The organism is Marinobacterium sp. LSUCC0821 (assembly GCF_012848475.1).
In the GTDB taxonomy this organism is placed as follows: domain Bacteria; phylum Pseudomonadota; class Gammaproteobacteria; order Pseudomonadales; family Balneatricaceae; genus Marinobacterium_E.
Genome location: NZ_CP051666.1, coordinates 962,387 through 980,469 on the forward strand (window position 1 = coordinate 962,387; position 18,083 = coordinate 980,469).

Annotated in this window: 19 protein-coding genes; 3 read left to right on the forward strand and 16 right to left on the reverse strand. The window is 48.5% G+C overall.

Translation table 11 applies throughout. From position 1 onward, the window contains the following. Position 1: 1 nt before the first annotated feature. Positions 2-1,180 carry a urate hydroxylase PuuD gene (locus tag HH196_RS04690; protein WP_169451000.1) on the forward strand — a complete coding sequence of 393 codons (1,179 nt, stop codon included), beginning with the start codon at positions 2-4 and terminating at the stop codon, positions 1,178-1,180. A 101-nt stretch (positions 1,181-1,281) separates the two neighbouring features. Here HH196_RS04690 and tpiA read toward each other — a convergent pair whose 3' ends face one another. Then, entirely contained in the window at positions 1,282-2,037 is a 756-nt protein-coding gene (tpiA, locus tag HH196_RS04695; RefSeq protein ID WP_169451002.1) for a triose-phosphate isomerase, read from the reverse strand. A 159-nt stretch (positions 2,038-2,196) separates the two neighbouring features. Between tpiA and HH196_RS04700 the strand changes: the two genes are divergently transcribed. Continuing rightward, complete coding sequence (locus HH196_RS04700) at positions 2,197-3,177, forward strand: glutathione S-transferase family protein (RefSeq protein ID WP_169451004.1); 981 nt, start codon at positions 2,197-2,199, stop codon at positions 3,175-3,177. Between the two features lie 125 nt (positions 3,178-3,302). On the opposite strand, the gene ureG is transcribed toward HH196_RS04700, so the two are convergent. From ureG to zwf, 15 genes are all read right to left on the reverse strand, one after another. Continuing rightward, the gene (gene ureG, locus HH196_RS04705; protein ID WP_169451006.1) at positions 3,303-3,917 is read right to left on the reverse strand and encodes an urease accessory protein UreG; all 615 of its coding nucleotides are present in this window, start codon (positions 3,915-3,917) and stop codon (positions 3,303-3,305) included. Positions 3,918-3,925: 8 nt separating this feature from the next. After that, on the reverse strand, positions 3,926-4,585 hold the full coding sequence (locus HH196_RS04710; protein WP_169451007.1) for an urease accessory protein UreF: 660 nt from the start codon (positions 4,583-4,585) through the stop codon (positions 3,926-3,928). Then, positions 4,575-4,796, reverse strand: coding sequence for a hypothetical protein (locus HH196_RS04715; RefSeq protein WP_169451008.1), 222 nt, complete (start codon positions 4,794-4,796; stop codon positions 4,575-4,577). The genes HH196_RS04710 and HH196_RS04715 overlap by 11 nt, the downstream gene beginning before the upstream one ends. Positions 4,797-4,823: 27 nt before the next feature. Continuing rightward, positions 4,824-5,333, reverse strand: a complete 510-nt coding sequence (ureE, locus tag HH196_RS04720) for an urease accessory protein UreE (protein ID WP_169451009.1) — start codon at positions 5,331-5,333, stop codon at positions 4,824-4,826. A 30-nt stretch (positions 5,334-5,363) separates the two neighbouring features. Continuing rightward, the gene (ureC, locus tag HH196_RS04725; RefSeq protein ID WP_169451010.1) at positions 5,364-7,067 is read right to left on the reverse strand and encodes an urease subunit alpha; all 1,704 of its coding nucleotides are present in this window, start codon (positions 7,065-7,067) and stop codon (positions 5,364-5,366) included. Positions 7,068-7,079: 12 nt separating this feature from the next. Beyond that, on the reverse strand, positions 7,080-7,388 hold the full coding sequence (locus HH196_RS04730; protein WP_169451011.1) for an urease subunit beta: 309 nt from the start codon (positions 7,386-7,388) through the stop codon (positions 7,080-7,082). A gap of 9 nt (positions 7,389-7,397) precedes the next feature. Beyond that, positions 7,398-7,700: an urease subunit gamma gene (ureA, locus tag HH196_RS04735; RefSeq protein ID WP_169451012.1), complete on the reverse strand. Its 303-nt coding sequence runs from the start codon at positions 7,698-7,700 to the stop codon at positions 7,398-7,400. Positions 7,701-7,715: 15 nt separating this feature from the next. Then, positions 7,716-8,540 carry an urease accessory protein UreD gene (locus tag HH196_RS04740; protein WP_169451013.1) on the reverse strand — a complete coding sequence of 275 codons (825 nt, stop codon included), beginning with the start codon at positions 8,538-8,540 and terminating at the stop codon, positions 7,716-7,718. A gap of 8 nt (positions 8,541-8,548) precedes the next feature. Next, positions 8,549-9,244: an urea ABC transporter ATP-binding subunit UrtE gene (gene urtE, locus HH196_RS04745; protein ID WP_169451014.1), complete on the reverse strand. Its 696-nt coding sequence runs from the start codon at positions 9,242-9,244 to the stop codon at positions 8,549-8,551. A gap of 5 nt (positions 9,245-9,249) precedes the next feature. Continuing rightward, positions 9,250-10,089, reverse strand: a complete 840-nt coding sequence (urtD, locus tag HH196_RS04750) for an urea ABC transporter ATP-binding protein UrtD (RefSeq protein ID WP_169451015.1) — start codon at positions 10,087-10,089, stop codon at positions 9,250-9,252. Continuing rightward, complete coding sequence (gene urtC / locus HH196_RS04755; protein ID WP_169451016.1) at positions 10,086-11,171, reverse strand: urea ABC transporter permease subunit UrtC; 1,086 nt, start codon at positions 11,169-11,171, stop codon at positions 10,086-10,088. The genes urtD and urtC overlap by 4 nt, the downstream gene beginning before the upstream one ends. A gap of 4 nt (positions 11,172-11,175) precedes the next feature. Continuing rightward, positions 11,176-12,789, reverse strand: a complete 1,614-nt coding sequence (gene urtB, locus HH196_RS04760) for an urea ABC transporter permease subunit UrtB (protein ID WP_169451017.1) — start codon at positions 12,787-12,789, stop codon at positions 11,176-11,178. Between the two features lie 102 nt (positions 12,790-12,891). Further along, the gene (gene urtA / locus HH196_RS04765; protein WP_371807851.1) at positions 12,892-14,160 is read right to left on the reverse strand and encodes an urea ABC transporter substrate-binding protein; all 1,269 of its coding nucleotides are present in this window, start codon (positions 14,158-14,160) and stop codon (positions 12,892-12,894) included. Positions 14,161-14,535: 375 nt separating this feature from the next. Then, the gene (gene pgl / locus HH196_RS04770) at positions 14,536-15,231 is read right to left on the reverse strand and encodes a 6-phosphogluconolactonase (RefSeq protein WP_169451019.1); all 696 of its coding nucleotides are present in this window, start codon (positions 15,229-15,231) and stop codon (positions 14,536-14,538) included. Between the two features lie 5 nt (positions 15,232-15,236). Next, complete coding sequence (zwf, locus tag HH196_RS04775; protein WP_169451020.1) at positions 15,237-16,706, reverse strand: glucose-6-phosphate dehydrogenase; 1,470 nt, start codon at positions 16,704-16,706, stop codon at positions 15,237-15,239. A 236-nt stretch (positions 16,707-16,942) separates the two neighbouring features. Between zwf and HH196_RS04780 the strand changes: the two genes are divergently transcribed. After that, complete coding sequence (locus HH196_RS04780; RefSeq protein ID WP_169451021.1) at positions 16,943-17,779, forward strand: D-hexose-6-phosphate mutarotase; 837 nt, start codon at positions 16,943-16,945, stop codon at positions 17,777-17,779. The last annotated feature ends 304 nt before the right edge of the window (positions 17,780-18,083 follow it).

The following is an 18,083-nucleotide window of genomic DNA, read 5'->3' on the forward strand; positions in this document are numbered from 1 at the left end:
CATGGATCCGCACTACACAGAATGGCTCAACCTCCTAGTACGCTGGGTACACATGATCGTTGGTATCGCATGGATCGGTGCCTCCTTCTACTTCGTCTGGTTGGAGAACAACCTGAACCGCAAGAACCCTCGCGATGGACTCTCAGGTGACCTTTGGGCAATTCACGGTGGCGGTATCTATCACCTAGAGAAGTACAAACTTGCACCACCACAAATGCCAGAGCATCTGCACTGGTTCAAGTGGGAGGCATACACCACCTTCTTGTCTGGATTTATGCTACTTGCGGTTGTCTACTACCTCAACGCATCGCTCTATCTAATTGCACCTGAGTCTGGACTCACCCCAATTGAAGGTATCGGCATCTCAATCGCTTCGCTAGTTGCAGGTTGGTTCATCTACGACTTCCTATGTGAATCGGCACTTGGCAAGCGCCCTGCACTTTTGGGTGTGGTGCTACTGGTGCTCTTGATTGCTGCTGCCTGGGCACTTTCACAGGTATTTAGCGGTCGCGCCGCATACATTCACATCGGTGCTATTACGGGCACGATGATGGTTGGTAACGTTTTTCGTGTGATTATGCCCGGTCAGCGTGACTTGGTTGCGGCTATTAAAGAGGGTCGCGAACCCAATCCAGAGCAGCCAGCACGCGCAATGCTCCGTTCACGCCACAACAACTACCTGACACTGCCAGTTCTGTTCATCATGATCAGCAACCACTTCCCTAGCACCTACGGTAGCGAGTGGAACTGGGCGATTCTATTTGCGGTAGCTCTATTGAGCGTGTTGGTTCGCCACTACTTCAATACTCGCCATGAATCACAGCGTTTTGCCTGGACACTTCCTGCAGCGGCGCTGGGCATGCTAACCCTCGCTTTTGTCACCCACCCTAATCGCGGTGTAGAAAATTCTGCAGTGAGCTCTCAGGTAACTAACGCACAAGTTGTAGCGATTATTAATGAGCGCTGCACCAGCTGCCATGCAGCCAACCCAAGCAGCGAACTCTTCACAGCGCCACCCGCTGGTGTAATGCTTGAGACAGAAGCTCAGATCATTGCTAATGCTGCACGCATTCACGCACAGGCTGTAGCGACTCAGGCTATGCCACTGGGCAACCTGACGGGTATGAAGCAAGAGGAGCGTGATTTGATTGGCACTTGGATTGCACAGCAAGCGAAGTAGCCAATTCAACTACGAAGCACCGGCGTCAGGCTGAAGGCCAGACACGGTAACGGCGCATAAGAAACGGGAGCCATAGGCTCCCGTTTCTATTTCAAAGAATCTTATTCAGCAGCAGCCTTACAGATCGTTGCGAAGCTATCCGCTTTAAGCGAAGCGCCACCTACAAGACCACCATCAACGTCTGCCATCGCTAGCAGCTCAGCGGCATTCTTCTCATTCATACTACCACCGTAAAGGATAGTCACACGCTCCGCGATTGCAGGGCTTTGCGCTGCGATAAGACCACGAATAAAGGCGTGCGCATCTTGAGCCTGCTGAGGGGTTGCCGTCTCGCCTGTACCGATCGCCCATACCGGCTCGTAAGCAACAATAATCTGACCAAAGGTGTCTGCACCACAAAGTTCAATCACTGCATTTATCTGACCCGCAAGTACGGCATCCATCTGGCTCGATTTACGCTCCTCTAGGGTCTCGCCCACACAGAGGACAGGGACCAAACCGACTTCAAGTGCCTTGAGGGTTTTAGCAGCGACAAGCTCATTAGTTTCGCCATACAGTGAGCGGCGTTCAGAGTGGCCAACCAGCGTGTAAGTCACACCTAGGTCTCGCAACATATCGCCAGAGATCTCTCCAGTGAATGCACCCGATTTCTGCTCACTTAGGTTTTGCGCGCCAACATCAATCGACGTACCCGAAACCAGCTCTAACACCTGACCTAGGTAGACCGCAGGTGGACATACAGCGATATCTACACCCTGCAGTGATGAGACCTGACTAATTAAACCAGTGAGCAGACTTTCGTTTGCCATCGATGAACCATTCATCTTCCAGTTACCCATGATTAGGGGACGTCTCATCTAAAGCTCCTTGCAAAATCCATACAAATCAATACCAAAACAACAGCTTAGTCGTCTCTGCAATTTGGATCAATAAAGTAATTTAAAACATCCAGCTAAACTTTCTTTTCGTACCAAGGTATGGTTAACGATATTCCAATTTAGCTAAGGAGAGCATCCATGGGACTGCTTGTCGAAGGGAACTGGCACGATCAGTGGTATGACACTAAAACCTCGGGTGGAAAATTTATTCGCACCACCGCTCAATACCGCAACTGGATAACCGCTGACGGCAGTGCGGGTCCTTCTGGAGTTGGCAGGTTTATAGCAGAGCCTGGGCGTTACCACCTCTATGTTTCCCTCGCCTGCCCATGGGCCCATCGCACTCTTATTGTTCGCGCTTTGAAGGGACTTGAATCGATGATTAGTGTCGATTCAGTTCATCCACTGATGCTCGAGCATGGCTGGACATTCGAAACTGATTTTCCCGCGGCTACCGGAGACTCTCTGTTTGGCTCAGACTACATGCATCAAATTTATACCCGTAACGAAGCGGACTACTCAGGACGAGTCACCGTGCCAGTTCTATGGGATAAAGAGCAGAGCTGCATCGTGAGTAACGAGTCATCTGAAATTATTCGCATGCTCAACTCAGCATTTAATGACCTAGGCGCTAACGATATAGACCTATGCCCAGAGACACTGCGCCCTGAGATCGATAGAGTGAATGAGCTGATCTATGAGCCTATCAACAATGGCGTCTACAAGGCGGGGTTTGCTACTACCCAAGAGGCCTACAACGAGGCAGTTACAACGCTCTTCGATCAACTTGATCTGATTGAGAAGCGCCTATCTGAGCAGCGGTATCTTGTCGGCAAACAACTCACCGAAGCCGATATTCGCCTGTTCACAACGCTGATTCGCTTTGATCCTGTCTATGTACAGCACTTCAAGTGTGACAAGAAGCGCATTGCCGATTACCCCGCCCTTTCTAACTACATGCGAGATATCTATCAGACACCTGGAGTAGCTGCGACCTGCAACCTTGATCACATAAGACATCACTACCATAGAAGTCATCCAACGATTAATCCGTATGGGATTATCTCGATCGGCCAAGAGTTTGATTTAGGAGCCCCTCACGAACGAGAAGGGCTTTAGATTTATAGCAAAGGTCACCGCCCCGTTGAGGAGCTCCTACTGTCAGCTAAGGGTAAACACCCAGTAGGAGGTTCCTCGAAGAGGCGCCGACCAAGTCACCACCACTTCGCGAAGGCACCAAGAATTTAATCAAGCATGCCGTGATGACGGATAAACTCGATAATCTCAGGCAGGCCTTTACCCTCTTTCAGGTTGGCAAATACCCAAGGCTTCTCTGGACGCATACGATTGGTATCGGCTTCCATGACCGAAAGGTCTGCACCGACGTAGGGTGCCAAATCGATCTTATTGATGACCAATAGATCGGACTTGGTAATACCCGGACCACCCTTACGGGGAATTTTCTCTCCCTCTGCAACATCTATCACGTAGATGGTAAGGTCAGCCAACTCCGGACTAAAGGTCGCACTGAGATTATCGCCGCCGCTCTCTACAAAGACGAGATCGAGTGTCTTATGACGTCGTGCAAGCTCTTCAACAGCCGCTAGGTTCATTGAGGCATCTTCACGAATCGCGGTGTGTGGACAGCCGCCAGTTTCGACACCGATAATTCTATCCGGTGCGAGCGCTTCGGCGCGGGTTAGAATCTTCGCATCCTCTTGGGTATAGATATCGTTGGTTACAACCGCTATATCATAGGTATCACGAATAGCTTTACAGAGCGCTTCTAACAGCGCGGTTTTACCAGAACCTACAGGACCACCTACACCGATTCGCAGGGGTTGTTTATATTCGCTCATCGCTACTCCTAAGATCTAAATAAACGTGTGTATTGGATTTCATGCCGGGAGCTGGCTATTGCCAAGGCTGGCGTAACACTGCCAGGCTCACTCGTCACATCTAACTCTTTGACGACGCGCTCCAAGAGCGGCGCCATTCGTTGCAGGGTTTGCTGCCCTTGGGTTTGCCCAAGGGGAATCAACTTCACACCTGCCATCACTGCATTTTCGAGCCAACTCCATAGATAACCAGCATAGAGCTTTTCTCTAGGAATCTGCCATTCAACTGCGGCCTTAGCCATCCCCGCCAACTGTGTTAACTGACAGGCCAAAAGTGCATCCCCAGAAAGCGCAACACCGAGTTCTGGGAGTAGTCGTGCTAAAGCGGCCCCGCGCTGCTTCTCCTCTGTGCGCAACTCTTTGGTTTCACGCCAAGCTATTAAGGTCTTAGAGTGTCCCAAAAGCTGTGCACTATTACCTTTTTCCACAGCATCAATCATGCGCGCCAGTAGAGGAATCTCAAGCGTAGCGACCGAATGCTCTAACTGACCAGCCAACCAGCTCTCAAATTCAGTTTGAGAACTGATCCAGCCGGTCTCTACAGCCAACTCCAAACCCTGCGAATAGGTAAAAGCTCCTATTGGCAGTGCTGGGCTAATAAGCTGGAAAAGTCTTAGATCACTTAGCACGACGAGCAGCTAGCGCCTGTTTTGCTTTTGAAGTAACAGCGACTACAACCGCAACTGAGGCCATAACCGCTAGCGCACCAGCAATGTGTGCCGGTGAAGTAAAAGCGTGCGCCAAAGCTGTTGCAGCTGATACTGAAGCGTGATCACCGGTATGCGCCAATGCAGAAAGCGGAAGCGCTGCTGTCGAAGTTAGGAAGGCTAGTTTTTTCATAATTACCTCGATAAAAAGAATCAAAAATTAGTGTGAATGGTGATGACCATGAGAGTGATTACCGTCATGGTTGTGGCTGTGCTCATGGCTGTGGCTGTGGCTATGGCTGTGGCTATGACCACCATAGGCACCAGCCTCTGGCTCAAATGGAAGCTTTTCAAAGCTCACTTCACCACCTAAACCAATCACCATATCGTCGAGTACATGATCGTGCTGATAGCTGACGTAATCGGCATTAATCTCAAGCGGCACATGACGGTTGCCAAGGTGGTAACAGATACGTGATTTAAGCAGCGGATCAGCCGAACGAACGACTGACAAACCTTCAGCGGCTGCAACTACTTCAACAAGAAGTCCGTCCGCATTACTCAGAATTTCACCACCACGAAGAATGACTCCTCGAGGAAGATCGAGACCTGCATCCTGTCCATCTGAAAGGGTCACGCGCAATCGACTCCGAATGCGCTGATCGATTGAAAGCTCTAGCTTCAACTCTGCACTAGAAACACCCTCAACCTTACGATCTAACTTAATCATAATAATTAAAATAACCTTCTATCTAATTGACTAGAATAAGAAATATCTTTGCGCCATAGGTAGCGCCTCAGCAGGTTCACAGACTAATGACATACCATCCGCTGTGACCTCATAGGTTTGCGGATCTACCTCAATCACTGGCTGCCAATCGTTATGAACCATCTTATCTTTGGTCGCGGTTCGACAATCTTTTACAACACCTATAATCGATTGCAGCCCCAACTCTTTGTCCACTCCAAGCTCTTTTGCAGCCTTAGATAGGAACAGCATTGAGGTGCTGTGAACCGCTTTACCAACACTTGCGAACATTGGACGGTAGTGCACCGGTTGTGGTGTTGGAATGGATGCGTTCGGGTCGCCCATTGGTGCCGTAGCGATCATACCGCCCTTCAATACCAGACTTGGTTTAGCACCAAAAAATGCTGGCTTCCAAAGTACCAAGTCCGCCAACTTACCCACTTCGATAGAACCCACCTCATGTGAGATACCGTGAGCAATCGCCGGGTTAATTGTGTACTTAGCGATGTAGCGTTTTAGACGCGTATTATCGTTACGCTCAGTATCACCAGCCAGAGGACCACGCTGCACCTTCATCTTGTGTGCGGTCTGCCAAGTACGAATAACCACCTCACCGACACGACCCATCGCCTGTGAGTCAGAAGAGATCATCGAGAAGGCACCTAGGTCATGCAGGATATCTTCAGCAGCGATCGTTTCACGACGAATGCGTGACTCTGCAAAGGCGACATCTTCCGCAATACTTGGATCCAAATGGTGGCAGACCATCAACATATCCAAGTGCTCATCCACGGTATTGATCGTGTATGGACGTGTCGGGTTTGTAGATGATGGCAGCACATTCTTAAAGCCTGCCGCTTTGATGATATCTGGCGCGTGACCACCACCTGCACCCTCGGTGTGGTAGGTGTGAATCACTCGATCACCAATGGCATCCAGTGTCGCCTCCACAAACCCTGACTCGTTTAGAGTGTCAGTATGGATTGCGACCTGAACATCGTAGTGCTCGGCAACATTTAAACAGTTATCGATTGATGCAGGCGTCGTACCCCAATCTTCATGGAGCTTAAGGCCAATAGCACCCGCTTCGATCTGTTCAATAAGCCCCTCTGGCAAGCTCGCATTACCCTTACCCAAGAAACCAAAGTTCATTGGCAGTGAATCGGCCGCTTCGAGCATGCGTGCAATATTCCATGCACCTGGTGTACAGGTTGTTGCATTGGTGCCGGTCGCAGGGCCTGTACCACCACCAATCATAGTTGTTACACCCGAACAGAGCGCCTCATCCACCTGTTGCGGGCAGATGAAGTGGATATGTGCATCGATACCGCCGGCGGTGAGAATACTCCCCTCACCCGCGATAACCTCTGTACTAGGGCCAATGATAATGTTCACATTGGGCTGAATATCGGGGTTACCCGCCTTACCTATGGCAAAGATACGACCATCACGAACCGCTACATCCGCTTTTACGATACCCCAGTGGTCCAGAATCAATGCATTGGTAATGACAAGATCAGGCGTATCTTTACGCGTCGCCTGACTCTGCCCCATACCATCACGGATAACCTTACCACCACCAAATTTAACCTCTTCACCGTAGGTGGTGTAGTCCTTTTCAACCTCTAGCCAAAGCTCGGTATCAGCAAGGCGTACTCGGTCACCTGTTGTTGGACCAAACATCTCTGCATAGGCAGTACGATTAATTACAGACATCTATCTACCCCCTCAGTCCAGTTTGCCGCTAACTTTAGCTTGGAAACCATAAACACGACGTGCACCGCTTAGCGCCACCAGTTCAACTTCGCGCGTTTGACCTGGTTCGAATCGAACAGCAGTACCTGCTGCGATATTGAGTCGAAAACCTTTCGCTGACTCACGATCAAACTGTAGTGCGTTATTCACCTCATAAAAGTGGTAGTGCGAGCCAATTTGGACAGGACGGTCACCTGTATTAGCCACTTTTACTAAAATAGTCTCACGACCCTCATTAAGAAGGATCTCGCCCTCACCCACTCTGTATTCACCAGGAATCATAGAATCACCTCAGACTATCGGTTCGTGAACGGTGACAAGCTTGGTACCGTCTGGGAAGGTGGCTTCAACCTGCACGTCATGAATCATTTCAGGAACACCTTCCATCACATCATCACGACTCAAAATCGTGCGTCCGTAATCCATTAGATCAGCCACAGTACGTCCATCTCGCGCACCCTCCATCACTGCAGCACTAATAAGCGCCACTGCCTCTGGGTAGTTGAGTTTTAGACCACGATCCTTACGACGCTCCGCAAGCAGCGCTGCGGTAAAAATAAGGAGCTTATCCTTCTCTCTCGGCGTTAATTCCACGTTATTACTCCGTCATTAGGTCGCCCAGATCCTGGGCGGCACTGCATCTCGTCCTGACACATAGGGACGAATAATTTTCCAAACATTGGCAAAGAGCGAAACGACCTGATGCGCTTGATCTGAGATGACACGTACCACCATCAAACCATCAACAACCGTAACGCCCGCTAAAGCATTTTCGGCAAGGAGCTGCTGCACAGCCTCCAGCGCCTCTTCGTTATCCAGTGTCGCAACCATTGAGGCGTAACCTGATACACCTCTTAAACCTACAGCTGAGTTAACTGTCGACTGGGCTGAGGTTGCAAAGCGATCAAACAGGATAGGGTCTCCATTTAGGTAGATCTTCATTTGCGAGCTAAGCGATCCGCTCTCAAACCGCTCGGCATTACTAGGGCGTCCCAAACAGTTGATCTCCCAACCGATAAACATAGCCCCCTGCTCGAGTTCTATCTCGGTAGTAATTTCTGATTTGGTTCCAGGAAAAAAGATATTCTCCAACGGCATCCACTCTAAGGATGCACCCTTGGCTACCTTAAGCCTCTGCAGGACAGTGCCAGTAGGCCCAATGGATCGGTAGAACTTAGTCGCACCAGGCGTTGTGATAAGCACTCGGGCCTCTGCTGCGACTTGAAGATCGATATTAAGAGAGTCCCCTGCAACCACACCACCTGGCGGGTGTAATAGATAGGTGTGACAAACATCACCTTCAGGATAGAAAGCGCGCTGCACTGCAAGCGGGCCCTCACGCTTAGAGCGAACTAAGCGTGTTTTATCGGCCCGATATTGATAATCGAGCTCGAGGTGCGCTTGCCAACCTTGGCGTTGCATTAAGGCGTTCAATGCCTCTCCTATACGGTCAAATACTGTTTAACCAACTGGTCATCAAGTGCATCCATTGCACCTGTTGCTACATTTCTACCACGATCAAGCAGAGTAAATGAATCACCTACCTTACGTGCAAAAGGTAGCTTCTGCTCAACGAGAAGAACAGTCAGGTCCAACTCTTGGTTCAATTTCAAAATAATATCAGCAATTTGCTGAACAATGTTGGGTTGAATACCCTCTGTTGGCTCATCAAGAATCAAAAGTTTTGGATCCACTACCAGTGCGCGAGCAATCGCCAACTGTTGCTGCTGACCACCACTAAGGTCACCACCACGACGGCTCATCATCTCTTTGAGCACCGGAAATAGATCAAAAATGTAATCTGGGATTTTTCGCTTACCGCGTGGTAGCACAGGAAGCCCTATTAACAGGTTCTCCTCGACAGTCATCAACGGGAATATCTGACGACCTTGTGGCACATAGCCAATACCAATATAGGGGCGTTTCTCAACAGATAGACGACTGATATCTTCACCCATAAAGCGAATCTCACCATCTTTGATCTTGTTATGCCCCATGACACAATCCAGCAGCGTAGTTTTACCCACACCATTTCGCCCCATCAGCAGCGCACAATCACCCTGTTTCACTGTAAGATCCAAATCCCATAGGGTATGACTCTCACCGTAGAACTGATTTACAGATTTAAGTTCTAACATACCGGTCACTCTCCCAAATAGACTTGCTTAACGCGATCATTGCTCTGCACCTGATCCATTGTGCCCTCTGCAAGAACACTACCCTGGTGCAGTACTGTTACTGTGCGACCACCCTCAGAGAGATTTCGAACAAACTCCATATCGTGCTCTACAACAACAACTGAGTGTTTACCTGCAAGAGATACCAACAGCTCGGCCGTCTTATCCATCTCTTGGTGGGTCATACCAGCAACAGGCTCATCGACAAGAAGAAGTCGTGGGCGCTGCATCAACAGCATACCAATCTCTAACCACTGCTTTTGACCATGCGAAAGAGAACCGGCTTCTTTGTTCGTCTGCTCAGACAGACCAATCAACTTCTGCACTTCAGCGATACGATCTAACTGCTCTGAGTTTAGCTTCGCCTTGTAGAGAGAGATAAAGTCACGGGATTGCGCCATCGCAAGCTCTAAGTTGGCAAAGACTGAGAGGTTTTCAAAGACAGTCGGTTTCTGGAACTTACGACCAATACCCGCCTCTGCTATGGCTGGCTCATCCATCTTAAGAAGATCAATCGTTTGACCAAAAAAGGCGGTACCTGAATCGGGTTTAGTCTTACCAGTAATGATATCCATCATGGTTGTTTTACCCGCTCCGTTTGGACCGATGATGCATCGCAGCTCGCCATCTCTAATGTAGAGATCAAGATTATTGATCGCTTTAAAACCGTCAAAGCTAACTGAGAGACCCTCAAGGTAGAGAAGAATCTGCTTATCGACGTTAAGTTTTTCACTCTGAGTCGGTTGTACGAAGCTAAATACCTGATCACGACGCACAAACTCTTGTATCGAAGATTGAATACTCACTGTGCAGCCTCCTTCGATTTAATAAGACCAATCACACCCTTAGGAAGGAATAGAGTCACTAGAACAAACAGACCACCCAGTGCGAACAACCAAACCTCCGGAAGCTCGACAGTGAAGTAGGATTTTGCATAGTTGATTAGCACCGCACCGATCACGGCACCATAAAGTGATGCACGACCACCCACAGCAACCCAAACTACTACCTCGATTGAGTTAAGTGGTGAGAACTCATTGGGGTTGATAATACCAACCTGCGGCACATAAAGAGCTCCGGCAACACCGGCGATCATTGCAGAGATAGTGAATATCCAGAGTTTGATATTTTCAACACGGTAGCCCATGAAACGGGCACGTGATTCAGAATCACGGACTGCGACACTGGCACGTCCTGCTCGGCTCTCGGTGATAGCACGGCTCACCAGGTAACCGATAATCAAAGCAACTGCACTGGCGATAAAGAGTCCAAGTTTAGTGCTCTCTTCAGAGAGGCTAAAGCCAAGGATATCTTTAAAGTCTGTTAAGCCATTATTACCGCCAAAGCCCATCTCATTGCGGTAGAACGCAAGCATCAGCGCATAGGTTAATGCTTGGGTGATAATCGATAGATAAACACCTGAAACACGTGAACGGAAAGCCAGAGCACCAAATACAAACGCCAAGATACCCGGTATCACCATGACCATCAGCATCGCGAACCAGAACTGATCAAATCCATGCCAAAACCACGGCAGCTCTTGCCAGTTTAGGAAGACCATAAAGTCAGGCAGTTCAGGGTTACCGTAGACACCACGATCACCGATCTGACGCATCAGATACATACCCATCGCATAGCCACCTAGCGAGAAGAAAGCGGCATGACCGAGAGTTAAAATCCCTAAGTAGCCCCACACCAGGTCAACAGCGACTGCGAGCAACGCAAGCGTTAGATATTTACCCAATATAGCGATTGAGTAAGTTGGCAGATGAAACATCGAGTCTGCCGGCAGCGAGTTTAAAAACGGCACAGCGACTATCAGCAGCACCAACACCGAAATTAACCAGCGACCGCCACGATCATTTTGAAGAAGTTTAGTCAGAAACATATCATCAACCCTCTGCTGCTCGACCACGTTGCGGGAACAGACCACGCGGGCGCTTCTGGATAAATAGAATAATGAATACAAGCACAAGGATCTTGGCGAGTACTGCACCTGCCCAAGGCTCCATCACCTTGTTAGCAAGACCGAGACTCAAACCAGCAACAAGCGTACCCCAGAGGTTGCCAACACCACCAAACACCACAACCATGAATGAGTCGATGATGTAAGCCTGACCCAAGTTAGGACCGACGTTGGTAAGCTGAGATAGCGCCACACCGGCAACGCCTGCTACGCCCGAACCTAGGCCAAAGGTCATCGCATCTACCCACTCAGAGCGAACCCCCATTGCACGAGCCATAGCGCGGTTTTGCGATACTGCGCGAACTTGAAGCCCTAAACGCGTGCGTTTCATCACCAAAGAGAGCGCGATAAAGACAAAGATGCAGAAGAAGATGATGTAGAGGCGGCTTTCAGTTAACGCCAGTACTGGATTGATCTGAATTGACCCCGACATCCAATCGGGCGTCTCCACGCTCCGGTTAAGCGGTGAGAAGATCGAACGCACCGCCTGCTGCAGAACAAGCGAAATACCAAAGGTTGCAAGAAGCGTCTCAAGCGGGCGACCGTATAGAAAACGAATGACACCGCGCTCTATTGCGATACCAACTAAACCTGAAACAACAAACGCTGCAGGAATAGCGACAAACAGCGAGTTCTCAATCGCATTAGGCATGAGCAGTTGCACTACATAGGTGGTGTAGGCGCCAATCATAATGAGCTCACCGTGCGCCATATTAATAACGCCCATGACGCCAAATGTAATAGCGAGGCCGATACCCGCAAGCACCAGCACAGAACCTAAACTTAAGCCGAAGTAGACGGTCTCAATGCCTGCATAGAAAGAGGCCTGATCCTGAATAGCTTTAACTGCTCTTTGAGCTTGAGCTTTGAGCGATTCATCTGAGGTGGCATCAATAAATTGATTGAGTGCAGCTAGTGCAGCTGGCTCCAGTGTTTGACTCAGAGCAGTGACTGCACTAGAAGCCACTTCGGTATCAGCCGAGTTTAGATCTGCCACTGCAAGCACAATTGAGAAGGCGCTGCGCACATCGGCATCAGACTCCTTCTCAAATAGATTTCGAACCTTCAGGATAATATCTGAAGATGGGTTACCGATTAGGTCTAGCGCCGCCTGGCGACGAACCTCAGGAACAGCATCGACAAGCGCACCTGTAGCTAAAATAGATGCGAAATGTTCACGCAGAGTATTGTTGATGCTGACACGCTTAAAATCGCGTTTCGACTTGATGGTGACCTGCTCGTTATCGCGCAGTCTAACTGCAACAGCCCCCGTCGATGCATCCTCAACTAGATAGAGTTGATCCTCTTTTTTCTGGTAGTAGAGTTGGCTATCCAACATTAGTTTTACGAGATTAAGAGCCTCTGGTGCATCGGCAGCTAACCACTGCTCAACAATGGCACCCTTCTCATCAAACTTTGCATCAATCAGCGTTTTTTCATACTGATCAAACTCGGCACTGCCTGCATTCACTTGCATCGAAACAAAAGCTACAAGAGCAATAAGGAGTGTCTGTAGAAACGTTACGCGCACACTACGCATAGGTTCATCCTTTTCGGTAGTAAAAAGGCGACATCGGTATAAATTATCCGTGCCGCCTGTTTGAGGAACCCTTTCGGGTTCCAACAACATTAGATCTTCAAATTAGAAGTTCTGGCCTGAACAGGTCGCAGTTTTAACGTTGTAGTTACCGCACGACAGTGGCTGACGCCAATCAGAGATAAGATCTTTCGAACCCTCTAGGAAGTCAGACCAAGCATCACCAACAACTAGACCAGAGGTTGAAGATACAACTTCGAACTGGCCATCATCCTGGATCTCACCGATAAGCACTGGTTTAGAGATATGGTGGTTGGGCATCATGGTTGATAGACCACCTGTTAGGTTAGGTACAGAGACACCGATAAGCGCATCCTGAACCGCAGCTGGGTCTGTAGTACCCGCTTTCTCCACCGCTTTAACCCACATGTTGAAACCGATGTAAGAGGCTTCCATAGGGTCGTTCGTTACACGCTTTTCATCACCGATAAACTTGTGCCAGCTATCGATGAACTCATCGTTCTCTTCAGCATCAACGCTCATGAAGTAGTTCCATGCAGCTAGGTGACCTACGAGTGGAGAAGTATCCATACCAGATAGCTCTTCCTCACCTACAGAGAAGGCAACAACAGGAATATCAGATGAACTAATACCCTGTGAACCTAGCTCTTTGTAGAACGGTACGTTTGCATCACCGTTGATCGTTGAGACAACAGCGGTTTTCTTGCCTGCTGAACCAAATTTCTTGATATCAGATACGATCGACTGCCAATCAGAGTGACCGAATGGTGTGTAGTTGATCATGATGTCTGATTCAGCAACACCATGACTCTTCAAGTAAGCATCTAGGATTTTGTTAGTGGTACGTGGGTAAACGTAGTCAGTACCCGCAAGAACCCAACGCTCTACACCTAGGTCATTCATTAGGTAATCAACAGCTGGGATAGCCTGCTGGTTAGGCGCAGCACCAGTGTAGAAAACGTTTTTAGAAGACTCTTCACCTTCATACTGAACTGGGTAGAAAAGAACGCTATCTAGCTCTTCGATGACAGGAAGCACCGATTTGCGAGATACAGATGTCCAACAACCGAAGATTGCATCTACCTTCTCTTTCTCTACAAGCTCACGCGCTTTTTCCGCGAATAGAGGCCAGTTTGATGCAGGGTCTACGACAACTGCTTCAAGTTTTTTACCAAGCACACCGCCCTTTTTGTTCTGCTCTTCAACAAGCATCAAGAGTGTATCTTTTAGCGTGGTTTCAGAGATCGCCATAGTGCCCGATAGCGAGTGCAGCACACCCACTTTGATCGTGTCGGCAGCGATTGCCATGTTAGTAGCAGAAACAGCTAGTGCGAGTGCAGCAGATTTAAACATAGTTGACTTACGCATCGGTGAGTTCTCCTTTGAGGTGTATTAATCCGATGAGTTCCTTATTGCATCAGGCATGCCAACTTTTTAAATTCAACCAATGAGTCAAAATTAAAATCATATAAAACAATGAGTTAAAATTTTAAATATTTTTAACACAGATTTATGTGACATTTGCGACTCTGTTTTTAGGATACTTTTATGCACCAACAAGGGGCGCAATATTTACGAAAAGCGACTCAATGGTGCGCAAAAATAAGCGGCACACCCATTTTGGTGCACTAAAAAAACGAGCTAATTTTCACTAGTGGATGTGTAAAAAACAGTAAAAAAGGGCAAAAAAAATCATGCACTTGGCATGATCTTTTTAGAAAAATAGGCTTAGGGTGCCCAGTAGATATCGACCGGGGTTTTATCTTGGCGCAATACAGAGCGAATCGGCATCTGTTCAGTTGCGCCTTCGCCCAGTGCCGCCTCAAGAACAGGAGTTTTACCCTCGCCACAAAGGTGTACGAAGATACGTTTGCTGGCAAGTAGGCGTGGTAGGGAGAGTGTCATTCGTAGATGAGGGGCTACCGGAGGCGTAACACCCATGCAGACAGAGCCACCTGCAGGATCAATCGCAGCGGCAAGCTCTGGAGCATCAGGGAAGAAAGATGCCGTATGACCATCTTCACCCATACCCAGAATGACTGCATCAAAGATCTCTGGAAGAGATTCAAGCTCTTCTGAAAGCTCAGCCGCACCATCAAATGGTGTATCTGCACCATTAAAGTGAGGGATAAAGTTTGCAGTTGCTGCTCTGTTTATAAGCAGATTGCTCTCTACTGACCGAGCGTTGCTATCGGCATGGGTATTAGGCACCCAGCGCTCATCAGCAAGGGTAACCCATACCTTTGACCAATCTAGATCGGCTTTAGATAGTGTTTGAAATAGAGCAGCAGGTGTTCGACCACCCGATACAACCAGTGTTGCTCGGCCTTGGCTATCAATACCCGCCTGCAGAAGCTCTACAATCGAGTGCGCTAGCTGCTGCTCAAGCGACTCTCTATCTGGAAAATTTATAATCTTTGTCATAACGCTTACTCGTGCCAAGAGCGGCCATCACGCTCGATAAGAGCAATCGAACCGATCGGGCCCCAGGTACCTGCGTTGTATGGTTTAACTTCGTCGCCTACCTCTTTCCAAGCATCGATAAGCTGGTCACACCATGCCCAAGATGCTTCGATCTCATCACGACGAACGAACAATGACTGATCGCCTACCATCGACTCAAGCAGCAAACGTTCGTATGCGTCAGGTGTGCGGTGGTTAGGATCATCTTCACCAAAGTTAAGGTTAAGAGCACGATTTTGCAGGTTCATCCCCTGCTGCAAATCAAGCTGTTTCGTTACCACATGAAGACGGATGCCCTCTTCTGGCTGTAGGCGAATCACCAAACGGTTATTCACGATATCGCGCTGTTTTGGATCGAAGATGAAGTGAGGGTTGTTCTTATAAACGATCACAATCTCAGTCATCTTCGCTGGCATACGTTTACCGGTACGCAGATAGAATGGAACACCAGCCCAACGCCAGTTATCGACATTCACGCGAAGAGAGACGAAGGTTTCGGTATTTGAGTTTGCTTTCTGCGCGCCATCTTCTTGCGCATAACCCACCACAGCACTGCCATTGATAGAGCCTGCAGCATATTGACCACGTACAGCACGCTTGGTCACGTTCTCTGACGTAATTGGGTGTAGCGCTTTAAGTACGCGTACTTTCTCATCACGAATCGAGTCTGCATCCAACTTGCTTGGTGGGTTCATAGCCACCATACAAAGAAGCTGCAACAGGTGGTTCTGCACCATATCGCGCATCTGCCCCACCTTGTCGTAGTAGCTCCAACGACCTTCTAGACCAACGGTTTCTGAAACTGTGATCTGTACATGATCGATCGCTGAGTTGTGCCACTGTGAACCAAATAGATTGTTAGCAAAGCGCAGCGCTAGAAGGTTCTGAACTGTCTCTTTGCCAAGGTAGTGGTCGATGCGGTAGATGCGATCTTCCTTAAAGTAGGTCGCAACCGTATCGTTAATCACTTTAGAGCTCGCAAGGTCGTGACCTATTGGCTTCTCGAGGACAATACGTGTCTGTTCGTTAATAAGCTCAGCGGAACTTAGGTTTTTACAGATATCACCAAATACAGAAGGCGGCGTCGCTAGGTAGTTAACCATCACACGTGAAGCGTCTAGTTTCGCTGAGATCTTTTTGAAATCTTCAGGCTTGGTCATGTCCACTTGAACATAATCAAGGCGAGCGGCGAAACGCTGCCACTCAGCATCACTCATTTCACCCGCTTTTAAGAATCGATCCAGAGTCTCTTTAACCGCCTCGACAAAACCTGCTTGGTCATGCTCGGTACGAGCCACACCAATGATCTTACTTTTTGGGTTAAGTAGATTAGCTTTATCCAACTGAAATAGCGCAGGAAAAAGCTTACGCATCGCCAAATCACCCTTCGCGCCGAAGAGGACAAAATCACAGGCCTGATGCATTGGAATACTCATGAATCGCTCCTTTTAACCCACTCATTTAAGAATTTTTGAATGAGCTGACTAATCATGTAAAAAAGTTATGTAATTTTAGTACATTTTCAGCGGTAATAGCCAGAAAACTTTTATCCTATTTTTTTCAGATAAATTGCCGTTTTTGGTGTACATTACCAATGAATACGAGGCTTAAGGCGATTTATTCAATATCAAAGCCCAACTAGTCAAATGTAATTTTAATACCGGATTTCAACATGAATGTGACCAAACTAAGCGTTCAGAACAAACTAGATGCACTTGAACTTCGATTTGGCGAGAACCGATGCACCCTAACCCTTCAGGGCGCGCACCTGACCAGCTTTATAAAAAGCGGGGTTGAGCAGCTATGGATGAGTCCTAAATGCATCATAGAAACGGGCAAACCCATTCGCGGTGGTGTACCGGTTTGCTGGCCTTGGTTTGGAGCACATGCGACTGAAGCTACGTACCCAGCCCACGGCTTTGCCAGAACAGCCCTATGGTCAGTTGAAAGTGAAGAGTCCTGCACAGACTTTACCCGCATTGTCTTGAAACTCGAAAACCGATCAAGCAACACCCTCTTCCCATTTAAATGCATAGTAAGACTGCAAGTGACCTTGAGTGATTCATTGGAGCTCTCACTAATCACTCATAATAATGGGAGCGAAGCATTCCCACTAAGCCAGGCGCTTCACACCTACTTCCCAATTAGTGATCTAAGTAGCGCTCGCATAGAGGGTCTCAAAGGATGTCACTACGCTGATAAGTTATTGGACTATGCAGAGAGTGTTGAGAGTCGAGAGCTGGTGTCATTGGAAGAGCCAACTGACCGTGTCTACTTCGATAGCAGCGAATCACTGAAACTCATTGATGGTGATACAACTCGCACCATACAAAAACAGAACAGCAACACGACTGTCGTTTGGAATCCAGGTTTTGATACCGCAGGAAAAATGACCGATATCGGTTCAGAGAATTTCCGCAGTTTCCTGTGTATTGAAGCCGCCAATGCGATGTCAGATACGCGTATTGTTGAGCCGGGTGAGTCGGTTGTTTTGATTCAGAGATTCTAGAACATCCTGTCGCGGCTTCCCTTCGGGAATGCGCTCCTACACTCGATCGGACGTGGACGATTGGCACTAGATTCGAATTTGGCACCCTATTTCCCCGTCCGACTGAGAACGAGCACGGTGCTCTTTTTCGGTTAAGAGCTTGTCAGGCTGAGGCCATGGACGGCCGAAGAGCACAACGGAGGCAGGAAGCCGACCTTGTGCGGCCCTGATAAGCTTCAGAAAAAGAGTATCGCGCGCAGTGTGCCGAAGGCCGAAGGAGCGGGGTGTCCTTTTGCTTACTTTTCCGACAAGGGAAAAGTAAGGC